Here is a 15,228-nt window from a genome sequence, read left to right as displayed (position 1 = left end):
GGGCTTGACCCGGCAACCCATCTCTTCAAGAAAGATGGATGCGCGGGTCGAGCCCGCGCGTGACGAGTTGAGAAACCTCGTTTTCGTGAGCCAAGCCAATGCCCGCTTCCCCGCTTCGCCTCGGTGTCAATGTCGACCATGTCGCGACCCTGCGTAACGCGCGCGGCGGCCGCAATCCCGATCCGGTGCGGGCTGCCCTGCTGGCGATCGAGGCGGGAGCTGACGGCATCACCGCGCATCTGCGCGAGGATCGCCGGCACATCCGCGACGACGACATGGCGCGGCTGAAGGCCGAAATCTCCAAGCCGCTCAATTTCGAGATGGCGGCGACCGACGACATGATGCGCATCTCTCTGGCGACCAAGCCGCATGCTGTGTGCCTGGTACCCGAGCGGCGGCAGGAGGTGACGACCGAAGGCGGCCTCGACGTCGTCGGCCAGCACAATGCGCTGGCGCCCTATATCGCGCGCCTGAACGATGCCGGCATCCGCGTCTCGCTGTTCATCGCGGCCGATCCTGCGCAGATCGAGATGGCGGCGCGGCTGCGCGCGCCCGTGATCGAGATTCATACCGGAGCATGGTGCGATGCCGTGGTCGACGGCCACACGGAGAAGGCTGAGGCCGAATGGCAGCGGATCGTGGCGGGGGTGAAGCTTGCGAAAGCCGCAGGACTGGAGGTTCACGCCGGACACGGGCTCGACTACGCGACGGCGGAAAGGATCGCGGCCCTGCCGGAGATCATGGAGCTCAACATCGGCTACTACATGATCGGCGAGGCGCTGTTCGTGGGGCTGGCGGAGACGGTCCGCAGCATGCGCGCGGCGATGGACCGTGGCCGGAGCCGGGCATGATCATCGGCATCGGTTCGGACCTGATCGACATCACGCGCGTCGGCAAGGTGATCGAGCGCCACGGCGAGCGCTTCCTCGATCGCATCTTCACCGCGGCCGAACGGGCCAAGGCGGAGCGCCGGGCCAAGAACGAGAAGATGGTGGTGGCGACCTACGCCAAGCGGTTCGCCGCCAAGGAGGCCTGCTCCAAGGCGCTCGGCACCGGTATCCGGCAGGGAGTCTGGTGGCGCGACATGGGCGTGGTCAACCTGCCGGGTGGCCGGCCGACCATGCAGCTGACCGGGGGGGCCCTGAAGCGGCTCCAGGCCCTGACGCCGGAAGGCTTCGAGGCCCGGATCGACGTCTCGATCACCGACGACTGGCCGTTGGCGCAGGCCTTCGTCGTCATTTCGGCGGTCCCGTCGGCAAAGTCCTGACCAGCTTGCGATCGTTTTACGATTTGCAATAAAAATCAATGGCTTGCGTTGTTTTGATGCGATCCTTGATTGCGTGGGCCCCGACAACCGTCTAAAAGTCCGCGAACGCAAATCAGGCTGGGCGAATTCGGCTTTACGCCGGAATTGGCCCTCATTATCAGAATCAGGACAATCTCCTTGCGCCGCGAAGCGATGGGCTGTTCGCGGGAGGAGGGCGCTCTGTGATCGCCGGCCGGAATTGAGAGAGCAATGAGCGTGACTTCAGGAACAAAAACCGAAAGCGGCGTCGGCGAAACGATCAGGGTCGTCATCCATGCCCTCCTGATCGCGCTGGTGATCCGCACCTTCCTGTTCCAGCCATTCAACATCCCGTCCGGGTCGATGAAGGCGACGCTGCTGGTCGGCGACTACCTGTTCGTCTCGAAATATTCCTACGGCTACAGCCACTATTCGATCCCGTTCTCGCCGCCGCTGTTCTCGGGACGCATCCTCGGCTCGGATCCGAACCGCGGCGACATCGTCGTCTTCCGCCTGCCGAAGGACGACACCACCGATTACATCAAGCGCGTGATCGGCCTTCCCGGCGACCGCATCCAGATGAAGGACGGGCTGCTCTACATCAACGACACGCCGGTCGAGCGGCAGCGCATGAGCGAATATGTCGGCGAGGATCCCTGCGGCTCCGAGGGGGGTGGCATCTCGCGGGTCAAGCGCTGGAAGGAAACGCTGCCGAACGGCGTGTCCTACGAAACGCTGGATTGCGCCGACAACGGCTACATGGACAACACCAACGTCTACACGGTGCCGCCCGGCCATTTCTTCATGATGGGCGACAATCGGGACAACTCGACCGACAGCCGCTTCCTCGGCCAGGTCGGCTACGTGCCGGCGGAAAATCTGATCGGCCGCGCCCAGATGATCTTCTTCTCCATCGCTGAAGGCGAGCATGCCTGGATGTTCTGGCGCTGGCCGTGGGCGGTCCGCTGGAATCGCTTCTTCAAAATCGTCCGATGAAAGACGAAGCCAAGGACATTCCGATCCAACAGGCCGAGGCGCAAGCCGTCCCCGACGGCGAAGCTGCGACCAAGACGCTTGAGAGCAAGACGCCCGACACCAAGACGCCTGCGAAGAAGAAGCGGGTGCGGGGCAGCAAGGCCAAGGGCTCGGATGCGAACGCCGCGCTCGAGGCGCGTATCGGGCACGGCTTTGCCGATCCGAACCTGCTGATGCAGGCGATCACGCATGTCTCGGCGCTCAAATCCGGGCGCAAGCGCGGAGACAGCTATCAGCGCCTGGAATTTCTCGGCGATCACGTGCTCGGGCTGGTCGTTTCCGACATGCTCTATCACGCCTTCCCGAATGCTGATGAGGGCGAGCTGTCCAAGCGCCTTGCCGAACTCGTGCGCAAGGAGAGTTGCGCCGACGTCGCCAAGTCGCTCGGACTGCTCGACGACATCAAGCTGGGCTCGGTCGGCCCCGGCGCCGACGCGCGCCTGCGCAAATCCGTGCTCGGCGACATCTGCGAGGCCGTGATCGGCGCCATCTTCCTCGATGGCGGCCATGCGGCTGCGGCCGAATTCGTCCGGCGCAACTGGACCGAGCGCATGCACAAGCCGCGGCGCCCGTTGCGCGACCCCAAGACCGTGCTGCAGGAATGGGCGCAGGGGAAGGGGTTGCCGACGCCGGTCTATCGCGAGGTCGAGCGGACCGGCCCGCATCACGATCCACAATTCCGTGTCGCGGTGGATTTGCCGGGACTGGCTCCGGCGGAAGGCGTCGGCGGCAGCAAGCGCGCGGCAGAGAAGGTAGCAGCTTCGGTGATGATTGAACGCGAAGGCGTTGGCGGCGGCAATGACGGCTGAAACAAGCGGCGAGACACCTGCCGCGACACGCTGCGGCTTCGTCGCGCTGATCGGCGCGCCCAATGTCGGCAAGTCCACGCTGGTCAATGCGCTGGTCGGGGCCAAGGTCACGATCGTTTCACGCAAGGTGCAGACCACGCGCGCGCTGATCCGCGGCATCGTCATCGAGAACAATGCGCAGATCATCCTCGTCGACACGCCCGGCATCTTCCTGCCGAAGCGTCGGCTCGACCGGGCCATGGTCTCGACCGCCTGGAGCGGAGCGCATGACGCCGACCTCGTCTGCGTGCTGCTCGACGCCAAGAGCGGGATCGACGAGGAGGCCGAGGCGATCCTCACCAAGGCCGCAAGCGTCAATCACGAGAAGATCCTGGTCATCAACAAGGTCGACCTGGTCCAGCGCGAGAAGCTGCTGGCGCTGGCGCAAGCCGCCAACGAGCGCATGAAGTTCGCGAGAACCTTCATGATCGCCGCGATCTCGGGTGACGGCGTCGACGACATCCGCACTACGCTCGCCGAAATGGTGCCGCCGGGTCCGTATCTCTATCCCGAAGACCAGATGTCGGACGCGCCGATGCGGCAGCTCGCTGCCGAGATCACGCGCGAGAAGATCTATCAGAAGCTGCACCAGGAATTGCCCTACCAATCCACGGTCGAAACCGAAAAGTGGGAGGAGCGCAAGGACAAGTCGGTGCGCATCGAGCAGACGATCTTCGTCGAGCGCGAGAGCCAGCGCAAGATCGTGCTCGGCAAGGGCGGGGCCACCATCAAGTCGATCGGCGCGGACTCGCGCAAGGAGCTGATGCAGATCCTCGATGCGCCGGTGCACCTGTTCCTGTTCGTCAAGGTGCGCGAGAACTGGGGCGACGATCCCGATCGCTACCGCGAGATGGGCCTGGAATTCCCCAAAGAATAGCCAAGAAAAGATCGGTATCCGATGAGCGTGCCCCGCAACGTCCAGCGCTTCGAAGCGTTGCTTTACGCATCGCTGATGCTGGATGCCCTGTCGGTCGCGGTCCAGGACCGCACGCCCACCGCCGACATGAGCGACCAGATGATCATGACGGCAACTTTGCTCGCCGCTGTGATGATCCTGCTCCTGGTCTATTTCGTCCGGCTTGCCGCGCACTGGCGCAGGAACTGGCCGCGCTGGGTGCTGGCGGCCGCGCTCGTGCTGTCGGTGATTTCGCTCGGCCAGACCATCGGCGACAAGGGGCTCGAGCTCGATAGCGTGATCGAAATCGTCTCCTGCGCGCTGACGGCGGTCGGCCTGTATTTCTCTTTCACCGGCGATGCGCAGGGCTGGTTCAACGCGTGAGCGTCGCACGCGTAGGCGGGCTCGGCGGATGAATCCTTCGCCCAATCCGCCCTACGATTGACAGCCGGAATGCGCTAGACTCGACGTCATGGAATGGACCGACGAAGGCATCGTGCTGGGCGTGCGGCGGCATGGCGAGAGCAGCGCTATCGTCGAACTGCTCACGCGCGGGCACGGCCGGCATCTTGGTCTCGTTCGCGGCGGTGCCGGCGCGCGGATGCGGCCGCTGCTGCAACCCGGCAACAGCGTCGGCGTGGTGTGGCGGGCGCGGCTCGATGAGCATCTCGGCTCCTACGCGATCGAAGGTCTGAAGCTGCGTGCGGCGACGCTGCTGGAATCCTCCCACGGCGTCTACGGTGTCACCCATCTCGCCTCGATTGCCCGGCTTCTCCCGGAGCGCGATCCGCACGAGGACATCTTCTCGCTGCTCGAACATTCGCTCGACAATTTCGACGATATCGGCGGCGCCGCCGTGCACCTCATCCATTTCGAACTGGCGATGCTCTCCGAACTCGGCTTCGGGCTGGCGTTGGAGAATTGCGCCGTGACCGGGGAGACCACGGACCTAATCTACGTCTCGCCCAAGTCCGGCGGTGCGGTGTCGCGCAGCGCGGGCGAACCGTGGCGCGACAGGCTGCTGCGGCTGCCGCCTTTTCTGCGCCAGGGCGAGATGCATGACGACCTTACCGAGCAGGACCTCCAGGACGGGTTCGGGCTGACCGGATTTTTCCTGCTGCGCCACGTGCTGGAGCCGCGGGGGCTGGGCCATTCCGATGCGCGGGCCGGCTTCATCAACGCGCTGACGCGGCAGCAGGCGAGGGCGGTGTTGCCGGCACCTTGATACCTGCATCATGAGCTGATCGCGCCTCTGCCTTGCCTTGGAGTGGCCGGCCGCGCGGAACCAAATCGGCCAAGCCGAGTTGGCGGGGCAGGTTCCACAACGGGGACGGCCTAAATGTTGATCAAGGGTTTTGTTCTGTCGGCGGCGCTGCTGGCGTTCGCACCCGACGCGATGGCTGGCGAACCGCAACCCGGCCTGTTCCGGCGGGCATCCTGCACCGTCGTCCGCTACTATGTGGCGAAATATTCCGCTGTGGCCGCAGAGACATGGGCGCGGTCCCACGGCGCGACCGAGGCCGAAATCGAAGCCGCCCGGCGCTGCGTGGCCAATATGCCGGTGACCCCGCCTGCAGCCCGGACCGAGACCGTGACCGCCGGTTGGGCAGGGCACTAGCGGCCAGCCTGGAACCAATCGATCCTTGCCCGATTCGCTTCCACGGTTTAACCGGGCGCCATGGGAAAACGATTGATTCCGCCGGAAGACCCGGCCGAAATTCACGAGGTGCCGCTGCGTGAAGCGCTGGAAGAGCGCTATCTCGCGTATGCGCTCTCCACCATCATGCACCGCGCGCTGCCGGACGCGCGCGACGGCCTGAAGCCCGTGCACCGGCGCATCCTGTACGGCATGCGCCTGCTCAGGCTGGACCCCGGCACCGCCTTCAAGAAATCCGCCAAGATCGTCGGCGACGTGATGGGCTCTTTCCATCCGCATGGTGACCAGGCGATCTACGACGCCATGGTGCGCCTCGCGCAGGATTTCTCCTCGCGCTATCCGCTGGTCGACGGCCAGGGCAATTTCGGCAATATCGACGGCGATAATCCTGCCGCCTACCGCTACACCGAAGCGCGCATGACGGATGTCGCGCGGCTTCTGCTCGACGGCATCGACGAGGACGGCGTCGAATTCCGCGCCAACTACGACGGCCAGTCGAAGGAGCCGGTCGTGCTGCCCGGCGGCTTCCCGAACCTGCTCGCCAACGGCGCGCAGGGCATCGCGGTCGGCATGGCGACCTCGATTCCGCCGCACAACGCCGCCGAACTATGCGACGCCGCGCTGCATCTGATCGAGAAACCCGACGCGAAATCCAAGGCGCTGCTGAAGTGGGTGAAGGGTCCGGATTTCCCGACCGGCGGCATCTGCGTCGATTCAAAGCAGGCCATCGCCGAGGCCTACACGACCGGCCGCGGCTCGTTCCGTGTCCGCGCCCGGTGGGAACAGGAGGAAGGCGCGCGCGGCACCTGGGTCGTCGTCGTCACCGAGATTCCCTGGCTGGTGCAGAAGTCGCGGATGGTCGAGAAGATCGCCGAACTGCTGGACCAGAAGAAGCTGCCGCTGGTCGGTGAAGTCCGCGACGAATCCGCCGAGGACGTTCGCCTCGTCATCGAGCCCAAGTCGAAGAACGTCGATCCCGCCCTGATGATGGAATCGCTGTTCCGGCTGACCGAGCTCGAGAGCAAGATTCCGCTGAACCTCAACGTGCTGATCAAGGGCCGCATCCCCAAGGTGGTGGGGCTCGCGGAGTGCCTGCGCGAATGGCTCGACCATCTGCGCGACGTGCTGATCCGCCGCTCCGGCTTCCGCAAGAACCAGATCGAACATCGGCTGGAGGTTCTTGGCGGTCACCTCGTCGCCTATCTGAACCTCGACAAGGTGATCAAGATCATCCGCACCGAGGACGAGCCGAAGCCGGCGCTGATCAAGGCGTTCAAGCTCACCGAGGTCCAGGCGGAGGCCATCCTCAACATGCGTCTGCGCAACCTGCGCAGGCTCGAGGAGATGGAGATCCGCAACGAAGACAGGGATCTGCGCAAGGAGCTGAAGGGCATCGAAGGCCTGCTGGCCTCCGAGGCCGAGCAGTGGAAGAAGGTCGGCGAGCAGGTGGGCAAGGTCCGCGACATGTTCGGACCCAAGACCCCGCTCGGCAAGCGCCGCACCACTTTTGCCGACGCGCCCGAGCACGATCTCGCCGCGATGGAGGAAGCCCTCGTCGAGCGCGAGCCGGTGACGGTCGTGGTCTCCGACAAGGGCTGGATCCGCACCATGAAGGGCCATGTCGAGGATCTCTCCGGCCTGGCCTTCAAGCAGGACGACAAGCTCGGCTTCGCCTTCTTCGCCGAGACGACGTCGAAACTGCTGCTGTTCGCCACCAACGGCAAGTTCTACTCACTCGATGTCGCCAAGCTTCCGGGCGGGCGCGGTCATGGCGAGCCGATCCGCCTGTTCATCGATCTCGAGCAGGAAGCCGCACCCGTTGCGCTGTTCGTCAACAAGGGCGGGCGCAAGTTCCTGGTCGCAAGCCACGAGGGCCAGGGCTTCGTCGTCAACGAGGACGATTGCGTCGGAACCACCAAGAAGGGCAAGCAGATCCTCAACGTCGACATGCCGAACGAGGCGCGCGCGATCACCGAGGTGCTCGGCGACACGGTCGCGATCATCGGCGACAACCGCAAGATGCTGGTGTTCCCGCTCGACCAGGTGCCGGAGATGGCGCGTGGCCGCGGCGTCAGGCTGCAGAAGTACAAGGACGGCGGCCTCTCGGACATTGCCGTGTTCGATGCCAAGGCCGGCCTCACCTGGAAGGACTCGGCCGGCCGCGAATTTAGCGCGACCATGAAGGAGCTCGCCGAGTGGCAGGGCACCCGCGCCGATGCCGGCCGCCTGCCGCCGAAGGGCTTCCCGAAGTCGAACAAGTTCGGGCGGGTGATCGGATAGGGTGAACCCGCCGCATCGGCGCTGTCTCCTTCCAAGGAATAAATCGCCCGCCTTCGGCGGGCGATTTGCCGATTCCATCCACGACATTCGCTCGTGTATGATGCGGAAAGCGAATTGCGACTCCGGGAGCCGACACGATGCATTCCCATTCGATCGAACAATGGACGCACGACCATGCGTTTCTCGGCGACAGGCACGACGAGAACGAGCGGCGCACCTGGCTCGTGGTCGGCCTGACGCTGGTCATGATGGTCGGCGAGATCGTGGCCGGCTCGTTGTTCGGCTCGATGGCGCTGCTCGCCGACGGCTGGCACATGGGAACGCATGCGGCGGCCCTCGGCATTGCGGCCTTCGCCTACCGTTTTGCGCGCCGGCATCTCGGCAATGCCCGTTTCACCTTCGGGACAGGCAAGTTCGGCGATCTCGCCGCTTTCTCCAGCGCAATCATCCTGGGATTGATCGCGATCGAGATCGCCTATGAGAGCGTGCTGCGGCTGATCACGCCGACGCCGATCGCCTATGGCGAGGCGGTCGCGGTGGCCGTACTCGGTCTTTGCGTCAATCTCGTCAGCGCCTGGTTGCTGCGCGACAACCATGATCACCATCACCATGATCACGGTGGCGGCCACGCGCATCATGACCATGACCATGACCATGATCACGGCCACCACCATCACCACGACAACAATCTCCGCGCCGCTTATGTGCATGTCATGGCGGATGCCGCGACCTCGGTTCTCGCGATCGGAGCGCTGCTGGTTGCGATGTATTCGGGTTGGGTCTGGGCCGATCCGGCCGTGGGCCTGATCGGCAGCGCGGTGATCGCGAGCTGGGCGTTCGGCTTGATCCGGAGCTCGGGAGCTGTGTTGCTCGACGTGCGCGCCGACGAGAAGCTCGAACGCACCATACGCACCCGCATGGAAATCGGTGACGACCGCGTGACTGATCTGCATCTTTGGCAGGTCGGTCCCGGCCATTGTGCCGTGCTGGTCTCGGTGGTGTCCGACCAGCCGAAACAGCCGGCCGTCTACAAGCGCCGGCTGGCCGGCCTGAAAGGGCTCAGCCACGTCACGGTGGAGGTCGAGACCTGCCCGCATTGACGTGACCGGCAGGAGCGGAATTCCGCAGGCCTGCCGGGGTTGAACTTGGATCGCCGCTCGCCCGGCGCTGCCAGGAGGGACCAGGGATGATGCCAAGGATCGCTCGTAAGTTCGCGCTCGCTCTCGCCGCCGCTTTGCTCGCGCTGTCCGGTCACGCGGCCGTCGCGCAATCGGAAAAGACCGGCGTCGAAAGGCTCTACGTCCTCAACTGCGGGGAGGGCACCGCCGGCGACATCTCGCGGTGGACGCCGGGCCTGAACGAAGGCAAGACGATGGACTTCGTCGACACCTGCTACCTCATCAAGCACGCCAAGGGGTGGTTCCTGTGGGACACCGGCATCGCCGATTCCGTCGCGGCCATGCCGAACGGCCTTCCGCCGTCCGATCCGAAGGCCGTCGCGTGGCGTCGTCCCAAGACGCTGCAAGGCCAGCTCGAACAGCTCGGCGTCAAGCCGGATGACATCAAGGCGATGGGTGTCTCGCACACGCATCCCGATCACAGCGGCAATGTCGAGCTGTTCCCGCAAGCGACGCTCTATGTGCAGAAGGCCGAATATGACTGGCCCGGCGCCAACAACGAGCCGCGCTTCAAGCCCTCGCACCCCGTCGAGCTGCTGGCAGGCGACAAGGACGTCTTCGGCGACGGCAGCCTGACCATCCTGTCGACGCCGGGCCATACGCCCGGACATCAATCGCTGCTGGTGAAATTGCCGAAGACCGGCGCAGTGATCCTGTCCGGCGATGTCGTGCACTTCAAGGACAATTGGGACAACCGGCGCGTGCCCAGCATGAATGTCGACAAGGACCAGAGCGCAGCTTCGATGCAGAAGATCGCCGACGTCCTGGCGAAAGAGAAAGCGCAGCTCTGGATCAACCACGACAAGGCCCAGCGCGACAGCCAGAAGATGGCCCCGGAGTTCTACGACTAGACCCATGGAAGTCGGCCTGTTGCCCCAGGGGTGGCAGCAGCGCTGTGTTAGGCACCCGCGAGGAGCTCCGCGACGGAGATCATCGTGGGACAGTGGACCGGGGTCGCGATCGCGCTGGTGTCGAGCAGCCTTGGCGGCACCGCGGCGGCGATCACGCGCTAAGTCGTCGGCGGCGCCGATCCTGTTCTGCTGGCGATCCTGCGCTGGGGCATCGGCTTTCTTTGCCTGTTGCCGTGTGCACTGATGCTCCGTGTGCGCTGGCCTCAACGTTCGGATTGGCCGGCCGTGGCGCTGCTCGGCATCTGCTTCTTCGGCCTGTTCTTCATCCTCTATAACATTGCGGTGTCCTACACGACTGCGGCCCGCGCCAGTCTCGCGCTCGCGACGCTGCCGCTTCACACCTTGGTGGTGGGGGCTCTCCTCGGCATGGAGCCTCTGACCACGCGCAAGATCACCGGTGTTTGCGTCGCCGTGCTCGGCGTTGCGGCGGCGCTGGCCGCGGGCCTCGCGCAAAGCCCGTCAGGGGCCTGGCGCGGAGAGCTGATCATGACGGCCGCCGTGTTCTGCATGGCCTTCTACAACGTGCTGTCGCGTCCGCTGATGCAGCGGTCGAGTGCGCTCGGCTTTCTCACCGTCGGCATGGGAGCGGGCGCGGCCGTGCTGGTGCTGGCGGGTCTGGTGAAGGGCAGTTTTACGGCGCTGGATCGCTTCACGACGGCACAGTGGATCGCCGGGATTTATCTCGGCATTGGCGGTGGTGCGCTGGCGTTCATCCTTTGGGTTATGGCGCTGGCGCGGGCAACGCCGACCCGGGTGGCCAATACGATGACGGTCAATCCGATTGCCGCCGCCCTGTTGGCGGCGCTGCTCGTCGGCGAGCCGATCACGCCAAATCTTCTGATTGGGCTGGTCGCCGTGTTTGCCGGCATCTGGATCGCAACTGGTGAGGCGAAGCCGGCCTAGCTGCGCGGGGCGGTCACCGCGGGCGGGCTTGCGTCCGGAGTTTTCTTCGGCTTCAGCGTACCGGCGTAGAAGGACAGCAGCCACACCAGGATGATGGCCACGAGATAGACGCCCCAGGCCTGCGGCGGCGTGGTTGCCCAGCGGATGGCGCGCTTGAGCGGGCTTGCGGTGTCTTCCGTCATGATGCGCTTGTGCGCGAAAGCCATGGCGCGGTCAATCGGGTCGGGGCCCCGGCCGGATCAGGAACAGCGCCGCGAGCGCGGCGAGGCTCAGCGCGGACGAGACGATCAGAACCCTGGCTCCCATCACATCGATGAGCAGGCCGAAGACCAGCGGCGCCATCGCCTGCGCCATCCGCGCCGGCGCGCCGATGATGCCGAGGCGGTAGCCGAAATCCTTCGGGCCGAAGATCGACAGCGGCAGCGTACCGCGCGCGATGGTCAGGATGCCGTTGCCCGAGCCGTGGAGCAGTGCGAACGCGCTTGCGGCAGGCGCGCCGAAGATAGCGACGACCGCGGCGCCCAGCGGATGCGTGAGGCAGGCGAGCCGCGTCGACCACAGCGGATGGAAGCGGCTCAGGAAACCCGCTTCGAGAATGCGCGCAACCACCTGAGCCGGACCGATGAGTGCGCCGGCCGCAATCGCCTCCACATGCGAAGCTCCGGTCGCCTCCAGGATCCGCGGGAAATGTACGGCCATGGCGCCGGTCACGGTCCCGACCGCGGCGAAGACGAAGGCGAGCAGGATCATGGTGCGGTCGAGCGGTACGTGCGGTTTCTCGCTCGCGGTCGCGGTCGCGGCCTGCCTGGCGCCCGCGATCGCCGGCAGCATGAAGAAATTGAGCGGCAGGCCGATCAGGATGTTGGCGGCGGCCCAGGCAAAGCAGGTGTCGCGCCATCCGATATGGGCAAGCCCCCAGGCCGTGAGCGGCCAGCCGACCGTCGAGGCAAATCCCGCCATCAGCGTGATGCCGGTGATCGAGCCGCGCGCCTCGGTGCCGTAGATGCGGCCGAGGGCGGCGAAGGCGGCATCGTAGAGCCCCATCGCCATGCCGAGGCCGAGCACGAACCAGGCGAACGCCATGACGGTGACCGATTGCGAGAGGCCGAGCAGAACGAGGCCGGCCGCGATCGTCAGGTTCGATGCCGACAGCACCTGCCGGCCGCCGACGAGATCAATCCGCCGACCGATCCGCGGACCGAGCATGGCCGAGATCACCAGCGAGGCCGAGAACGCGCCGAAGATCCAGTTGGAGGAGACGCCGAGGTCGCGCGCCATAGGGTCGGCGAGCAGCGCCGGCAGATAATAGCTGGATGCCCAGGCCAGCGTCTGCGTGGTACCGAGCGCCAGGATGATCGGAAGCTGGCGGCGGCTCATATCCCTGTGGTTCCGGTCTGCTGCGGTTTCATCGCATGCATTTGCGGCCTGCACGGAAACCGCGTCAACGGCCTCCGTGACATGTTCGACCTGCTGCCGGCGCGAGCCTTGACCGTGCGCGGCCTGCGCGCGACATCCGCCTTCCGCTCGTCACGAATGCACGCCATAATGGCGCATGCAACTGACCTCGCGCCTCGAGCTGATGAACTGGCTGACCAGCCAGGGACTCACGGGCCTGTCCGAGAGCGAACTGCTCCGCGGTTTCTGCGAGCGCTGCCGCGCCGAAGGACTCGCGATCTCGCGCGGGCTGGTCGTCATCGACACGCTGCACCCGATCTACGAGGGACGGGGCTTCCGCTGGAGTGACCGGCCGAGCAACGAGAGCGACGTCTTCGAATACGGTTCGACGGCCGAGGGCGATGCGGCCAAAAGCTGGCGCCGCTCGGTGTTCTTCCACATGCTTGAGCACGGCCACGACGAGATGGTTATCGATCTCGCCGATGCTCCCTCGCTGGACTTCTCGCAGATCGGCGAGCTCGCAGAGAAGGGGCACCGTCACTATGTCGCCTTCGTGCATCGTTTCGGCGAGAACGGCGCGCTCGGCCTGATGGATTGCCTCTATTCCTGCTGGACCACCCGGCGCGACGAAGGTTTCGACGAGGCCGAGCTGGGCGCCCTGCGCGATCTCGTGCCGGTGCTCGGGCTCGCGATCAAGTCGGCGCAGCAGGTCGACATCGTGCGGACGCTGGGCCGCGTCTATCTCGGGCGCGATGCCTCCGAGCAGGTCCTGCGCGGACGCATCTCGCGCGGCATCACCGAGCGGATCAACGCCGTGCTCTGGTACTCGGACCTGCGCGGCTCGACCGGGATCAGCGAGAGCATCGGCCCCGACGAGATCATCCCGTTCCTCAACGATTATGCGCAGACCGTGATCGACGCGATCCACGATGCCGGCGGCGACGTCCTCAAGCTGATCGGCGACGGCGTGCTTGCGATGTTCACGGGCGACGACATGGCCGCGGCCCGCCGCGCGGCGCTGCGTGCCGAGCATCTGTTCCGCAAGAACGCGGTGGCGTTGAACGCGCGCCGGGCGGCCGACGGACGTCCGACCACGTCGGCCTATATCGGCCTGCATGTCGGCGAGGTCTTCTACGGCAATATCGGCAGCGAGGACCGGCTCGATTTCACCGTGGTGGGGCCGACGGTCAACGAGGTCAGCCGCATCGCCTCGATGAGCCGCTCGGTCGACCGCGAACTGCTGGCATCGGCGGAATTCTACAAGGGCCTCGATGCCGGCGGCCGTCGCTTCCTCGTCTCGACCGGCCGTTACGCGCTACGGGGCATCGGCCGCGCGCAGGATCTCTACACGCTCGATCCGGAGGTGGAGTCGAGCGAACCCGTGGCGGGAAGCTACGAGCGCTATCTGGCGAATTAGGCCCGGGCGTCCGAACCGTTCCGCCGCGGCGCCCGCAATGACGCGGGTTTGGCTAGCACCTCGCCGCGGCTTCGTCTCCGACCATGCCCGGCTGCTTGTCCAGCGACACGGCGGGCGACAGCCAGATCACCAGCGCCTGCACGCCGAACACTGCCGCCGCGAGATAGAGGCATGCTTCCGCGCTCCAGAGACCGCCGACGATCGCGCCCAGCGCCGAGCCGAGCGGGCGGGCGCCGTAGCTCATGATGTTGATGGCGGAGACGCGACCCAACAGGCGCGGCGGCGTCACCGACTGCCGCAAGGTCGTGGTCGAGATCACCCAGAGGATCGGCCCGACGCCAAGCAGGAAGAAGCTCAGGCCCGCGAGCCAGGGCGACGGGATCAGCACCGTCAATGCCATTACGACGGAGGCGACGAAGCCGGTGACCGGACCAAGGCCGACGACCGTGCCGAAGGCGATGCGCTTCATCACCCGTGTCGCAAACAGCGCGCCGATCACCATGCCGACGCCGTACATCGTCAGCACCGTGCCGACACCGGCCGCCGTCAGGCCGAGATGGCGCACGGCGTAGGGGACGAACACGGCGATCTGCAGGAACCAGCCGGTGTTGAAGATGAACTGGGTGATGAACACCGGCCGCAGCAGCGCGTGATGGAATACGAAGCCGGCGCCTTCGCGGATGTCCTGGACCGGATGACGCCGCGGCGTGGCAGCGCGGGCGGGCTCGTAGATGCCGGAGAGCAGCACCACGGCGATGGCCGAAAGCGCGGCGGCGAAGCCGAAGGCGGGGCTGGCCCCGAGCCAGCCGACCAGCGCGCCGCCCAGCGCAGGGCCGCTGGCGAAGGCGACGGTGCGCGCAAGCTCGATCCGTGCATTGGCGGCCGGCAGCAGCTCCGGGCTCACCAGCGACGGCACCAGCGCCGGCGCGGCCACGCTGTAGACAACAGTGCCGCACACCGCTGCAAAGCCGAGCAGCGCCAGCAGCGGCAGGTTGAGGGCGCCGAGCCAGAGCAGCAGCACGATCGCGGCGAGGGCCGCCGCCCGCAGAGCTTCCGCTCCCGCCATCAGCACCCGGCGTGACATGCGGTCGGCAAGCAGCCCGGCAGGAATGGCGAAGAGAACGAAGGGCAGGGTGAGGGCGGTCTGCAGCAGGCCGGTCCGGCCTTCCGCGACCCCGAGCGTCAGCACGGCGACGATGGGAGCCGCGGCCAGGGCGACCTGTTCGGCCGACTGTGCCGCCAGGTTGGACCAGGCGAGGCGGTTGAACGTGATGGGGAGGCGAGGCGTCGTTGACATGCTCATGTCCTGCGGAGTCGGGTTGGCGCCAATATCCGCCGCGACGATCGCCAAACCCACCCGCTTCCCGAGAGCGCAGGGACGTCGACGGGAACCGCTGCGGCTAGATGCAGTTGCAAATGAGTTG

Annotated in this window: 15 protein-coding genes and 1 pseudogene; 13 read left to right on the top strand and 3 right to left on the bottom strand. The window is 65.9% G+C overall.

Annotated features, from left to right (window positions below; translation table 11 throughout):
* The first annotated feature begins 98 nt into the window (after nt 1-98).
* The 12 genes and pseudogenes from QM712_RS11915 to QM712_RS11860 all read left to right on the top strand — a co-directional run bounded on the left by QM712_RS11915 (nt 99) and on the right by QM712_RS11860 (nt 10,992).
* Nucleotides 99-851 carry a pyridoxine 5'-phosphate synthase gene (locus QM712_RS11915; protein ID WP_415023290.1) on the top strand — a complete coding sequence of 251 codons (753 nt, stop codon included), beginning with the start codon at nt 99-101 and terminating at the stop codon, nt 849-851.
* Nucleotides 848-1,267, top strand: a complete 420-nt coding sequence (acpS, locus tag QM712_RS11910) for a holo-ACP synthase (RefSeq protein ID WP_415023289.1) — start codon at nt 848-850, stop codon at nt 1,265-1,267. Before QM712_RS11915 ends, acpS begins: the two co-directional genes overlap by 4 nt.
* A gap of 249 nt (nt 1,268-1,516) precedes the next feature.
* Nucleotides 1,517-2,281, top strand: a complete 765-nt coding sequence (gene lepB / locus QM712_RS11905) for a signal peptidase I (protein ID WP_415023288.1) — start codon at nt 1,517-1,519, stop codon at nt 2,279-2,281.
* Nucleotides 2,278-3,129 carry a ribonuclease III gene (rnc, locus tag QM712_RS11900; protein ID WP_415023287.1) on the top strand — a complete coding sequence of 284 codons (852 nt, stop codon included), beginning with the start codon at nt 2,278-2,280 and terminating at the stop codon, nt 3,127-3,129. Before lepB ends, rnc begins: the two co-directional genes overlap by 4 nt.
* Nucleotides 3,119-4,045, top strand: a complete 927-nt coding sequence (gene era, locus QM712_RS11895) for a GTPase Era (protein WP_415023286.1) — start codon at nt 3,119-3,121, stop codon at nt 4,043-4,045. The genes rnc and era overlap by 11 nt, the downstream gene beginning before the upstream one ends.
* Before the next feature lie 21 nt (nt 4,046-4,066).
* Nucleotides 4,067-4,447 (top strand): hypothetical protein, encoded by a 381-nt coding sequence (locus tag QM712_RS11890; RefSeq protein WP_415023285.1) that lies wholly within the window; start codon nt 4,067-4,069, stop codon nt 4,445-4,447.
* An 88-nt stretch (nt 4,448-4,535) separates the two neighbouring features.
* Entirely contained in the window at nt 4,536-5,288 is a 753-nt protein-coding gene (recO, locus tag QM712_RS11885; protein ID WP_415023284.1) for a DNA repair protein RecO, read from the top strand.
* Nucleotides 5,289-5,402: 114 nt separating this feature from the next.
* Nucleotides 5,403-5,681 (top strand): hypothetical protein, encoded by a 279-nt coding sequence (locus QM712_RS11880; protein ID WP_415023283.1) that lies wholly within the window; start codon nt 5,403-5,405, stop codon nt 5,679-5,681.
* Between the two features lie 60 nt (nt 5,682-5,741).
* Nucleotides 5,742-8,000, top strand: a complete 2,259-nt coding sequence (gene parC, locus QM712_RS11875; protein ID WP_415023282.1) for a DNA topoisomerase IV subunit A — start codon at nt 5,742-5,744, stop codon at nt 7,998-8,000.
* A 137-nt stretch (nt 8,001-8,137) separates the two neighbouring features.
* A complete protein-coding gene (dmeF, locus tag QM712_RS11870) occupies nt 8,138-9,100 on the top strand; it encodes a CDF family Co(II)/Ni(II) efflux transporter DmeF (protein ID WP_415023281.1) in 963 nt (320 codons plus the stop codon).
* 86 nt (nt 9,101-9,186) lie between these two features.
* Nucleotides 9,187-10,029: an N-acyl homoserine lactonase family protein gene (locus tag QM712_RS11865; RefSeq protein ID WP_415023280.1), complete on the top strand. Its 843-nt coding sequence runs from the start codon at nt 9,187-9,189 to the stop codon at nt 10,027-10,029.
* 84 nt (nt 10,030-10,113) lie between these two features.
* A pseudogene (locus tag QM712_RS11860) lies at nt 10,114-10,992 on the top strand (DMT family transporter).
* On the opposite strand, the gene QM712_RS11855 reads toward QM712_RS11860, so the two are convergent.
* Nucleotides 10,989-11,174, bottom strand: a complete 186-nt coding sequence (locus QM712_RS11855) for a hypothetical protein (protein WP_415023376.1) — start codon at nt 11,172-11,174, stop codon at nt 10,989-10,991. The pseudogene QM712_RS11860 and the gene QM712_RS11855 sit on opposite strands and share 4 nt — an antisense overlap.
* A 31-nt stretch (nt 11,175-11,205) precedes the next feature.
* Entirely contained in the window at nt 11,206-12,369 is a 1,164-nt protein-coding gene (locus tag QM712_RS11850) for an MFS transporter (protein WP_415023279.1), read from the bottom strand.
* 175 nt (nt 12,370-12,544) lie between these two features.
* Between QM712_RS11850 and QM712_RS11845 the strand changes: the two genes are divergently transcribed.
* Nucleotides 12,545-13,804, top strand: a complete 1,260-nt coding sequence (locus QM712_RS11845; RefSeq protein ID WP_415023278.1) for an adenylate/guanylate cyclase domain-containing protein — start codon at nt 12,545-12,547, stop codon at nt 13,802-13,804.
* A 52-nt stretch (nt 13,805-13,856) separates the two neighbouring features.
* Here QM712_RS11845 and QM712_RS11840 read toward each other — a convergent pair whose 3' ends face one another.
* Complete coding sequence (locus QM712_RS11840) at nt 13,857-15,101, bottom strand: MFS transporter (RefSeq protein WP_415023277.1); 1,245 nt, start codon at nt 15,099-15,101, stop codon at nt 13,857-13,859.
* Nucleotides 15,102-15,228 lie beyond the last annotated feature (127 nt).

Source organism: Bradyrhizobium sp. (genome assembly GCF_047605465.1).
In the GTDB taxonomy this organism is placed as follows: domain Bacteria; phylum Pseudomonadota; class Alphaproteobacteria; order Rhizobiales; family Xanthobacteraceae; genus Bradyrhizobium.
This window is presented reverse-complemented; position numbering and strand designations above follow the sequence as displayed.

Excerpts from the sequence above, each read along its gene's own strand:
- QM712_RS11915 (WP_415023290.1), top strand. The coding sequence starts at position 99 with ATGCCCGCTTCCCCGCTTCGCCTCGGTGTCAATGTCGACCATGTCGCG.
- acpS (WP_415023289.1), top strand. The coding sequence starts at position 848 with ATGATCATCGGCATCGGTTCGGACCTGATCGACATCACGCGCGTCGGC.
- lepB (WP_415023288.1), top strand. The coding sequence starts at position 1,517 with ATGAGCGTGACTTCAGGAACAAAAACCGAAAGCGGCGTCGGCGAAACG.
- rnc (WP_415023287.1), top strand. The coding sequence starts at position 2,278 with ATGAAAGACGAAGCCAAGGACATTCCGATCCAACAGGCCGAGGCGCAA.
- era (WP_415023286.1), top strand. The coding sequence starts at position 3,119 with ATGACGGCTGAAACAAGCGGCGAGACACCTGCCGCGACACGCTGCGGC.
- QM712_RS11890 (WP_415023285.1), top strand. The coding sequence starts at position 4,067 with ATGAGCGTGCCCCGCAACGTCCAGCGCTTCGAAGCGTTGCTTTACGCA.
- recO (WP_415023284.1), top strand. The coding sequence starts at position 4,536 with ATGGAATGGACCGACGAAGGCATCGTGCTGGGCGTGCGGCGGCATGGC.
- QM712_RS11880 (WP_415023283.1), top strand. The coding sequence starts at position 5,403 with ATGTTGATCAAGGGTTTTGTTCTGTCGGCGGCGCTGCTGGCGTTCGCA.
- parC (WP_415023282.1), top strand. The coding sequence starts at position 5,742 with ATGGGAAAACGATTGATTCCGCCGGAAGACCCGGCCGAAATTCACGAG.
- dmeF (WP_415023281.1), top strand. The coding sequence starts at position 8,138 with ATGCATTCCCATTCGATCGAACAATGGACGCACGACCATGCGTTTCTC.
- QM712_RS11865 (WP_415023280.1), top strand. The coding sequence starts at position 9,187 with ATGATGCCAAGGATCGCTCGTAAGTTCGCGCTCGCTCTCGCCGCCGCT.
- QM712_RS11855 (WP_415023376.1), bottom strand. The coding sequence starts at position 11,174 with ATGACGGAAGACACCGCAAGCCCGCTCAAGCGCGCCATCCGCTGGGCA.
- QM712_RS11850 (WP_415023279.1), bottom strand. The coding sequence starts at position 12,369 with ATGAGCCGCCGCCAGCTTCCGATCATCCTGGCGCTCGGTACCACGCAG.
- QM712_RS11845 (WP_415023278.1), top strand. The coding sequence starts at position 12,545 with ATGCAACTGACCTCGCGCCTCGAGCTGATGAACTGGCTGACCAGCCAG.
- QM712_RS11840 (WP_415023277.1), bottom strand. The coding sequence starts at position 15,101 with ATGTCAACGACGCCTCGCCTCCCCATCACGTTCAACCGCCTCGCCTGG.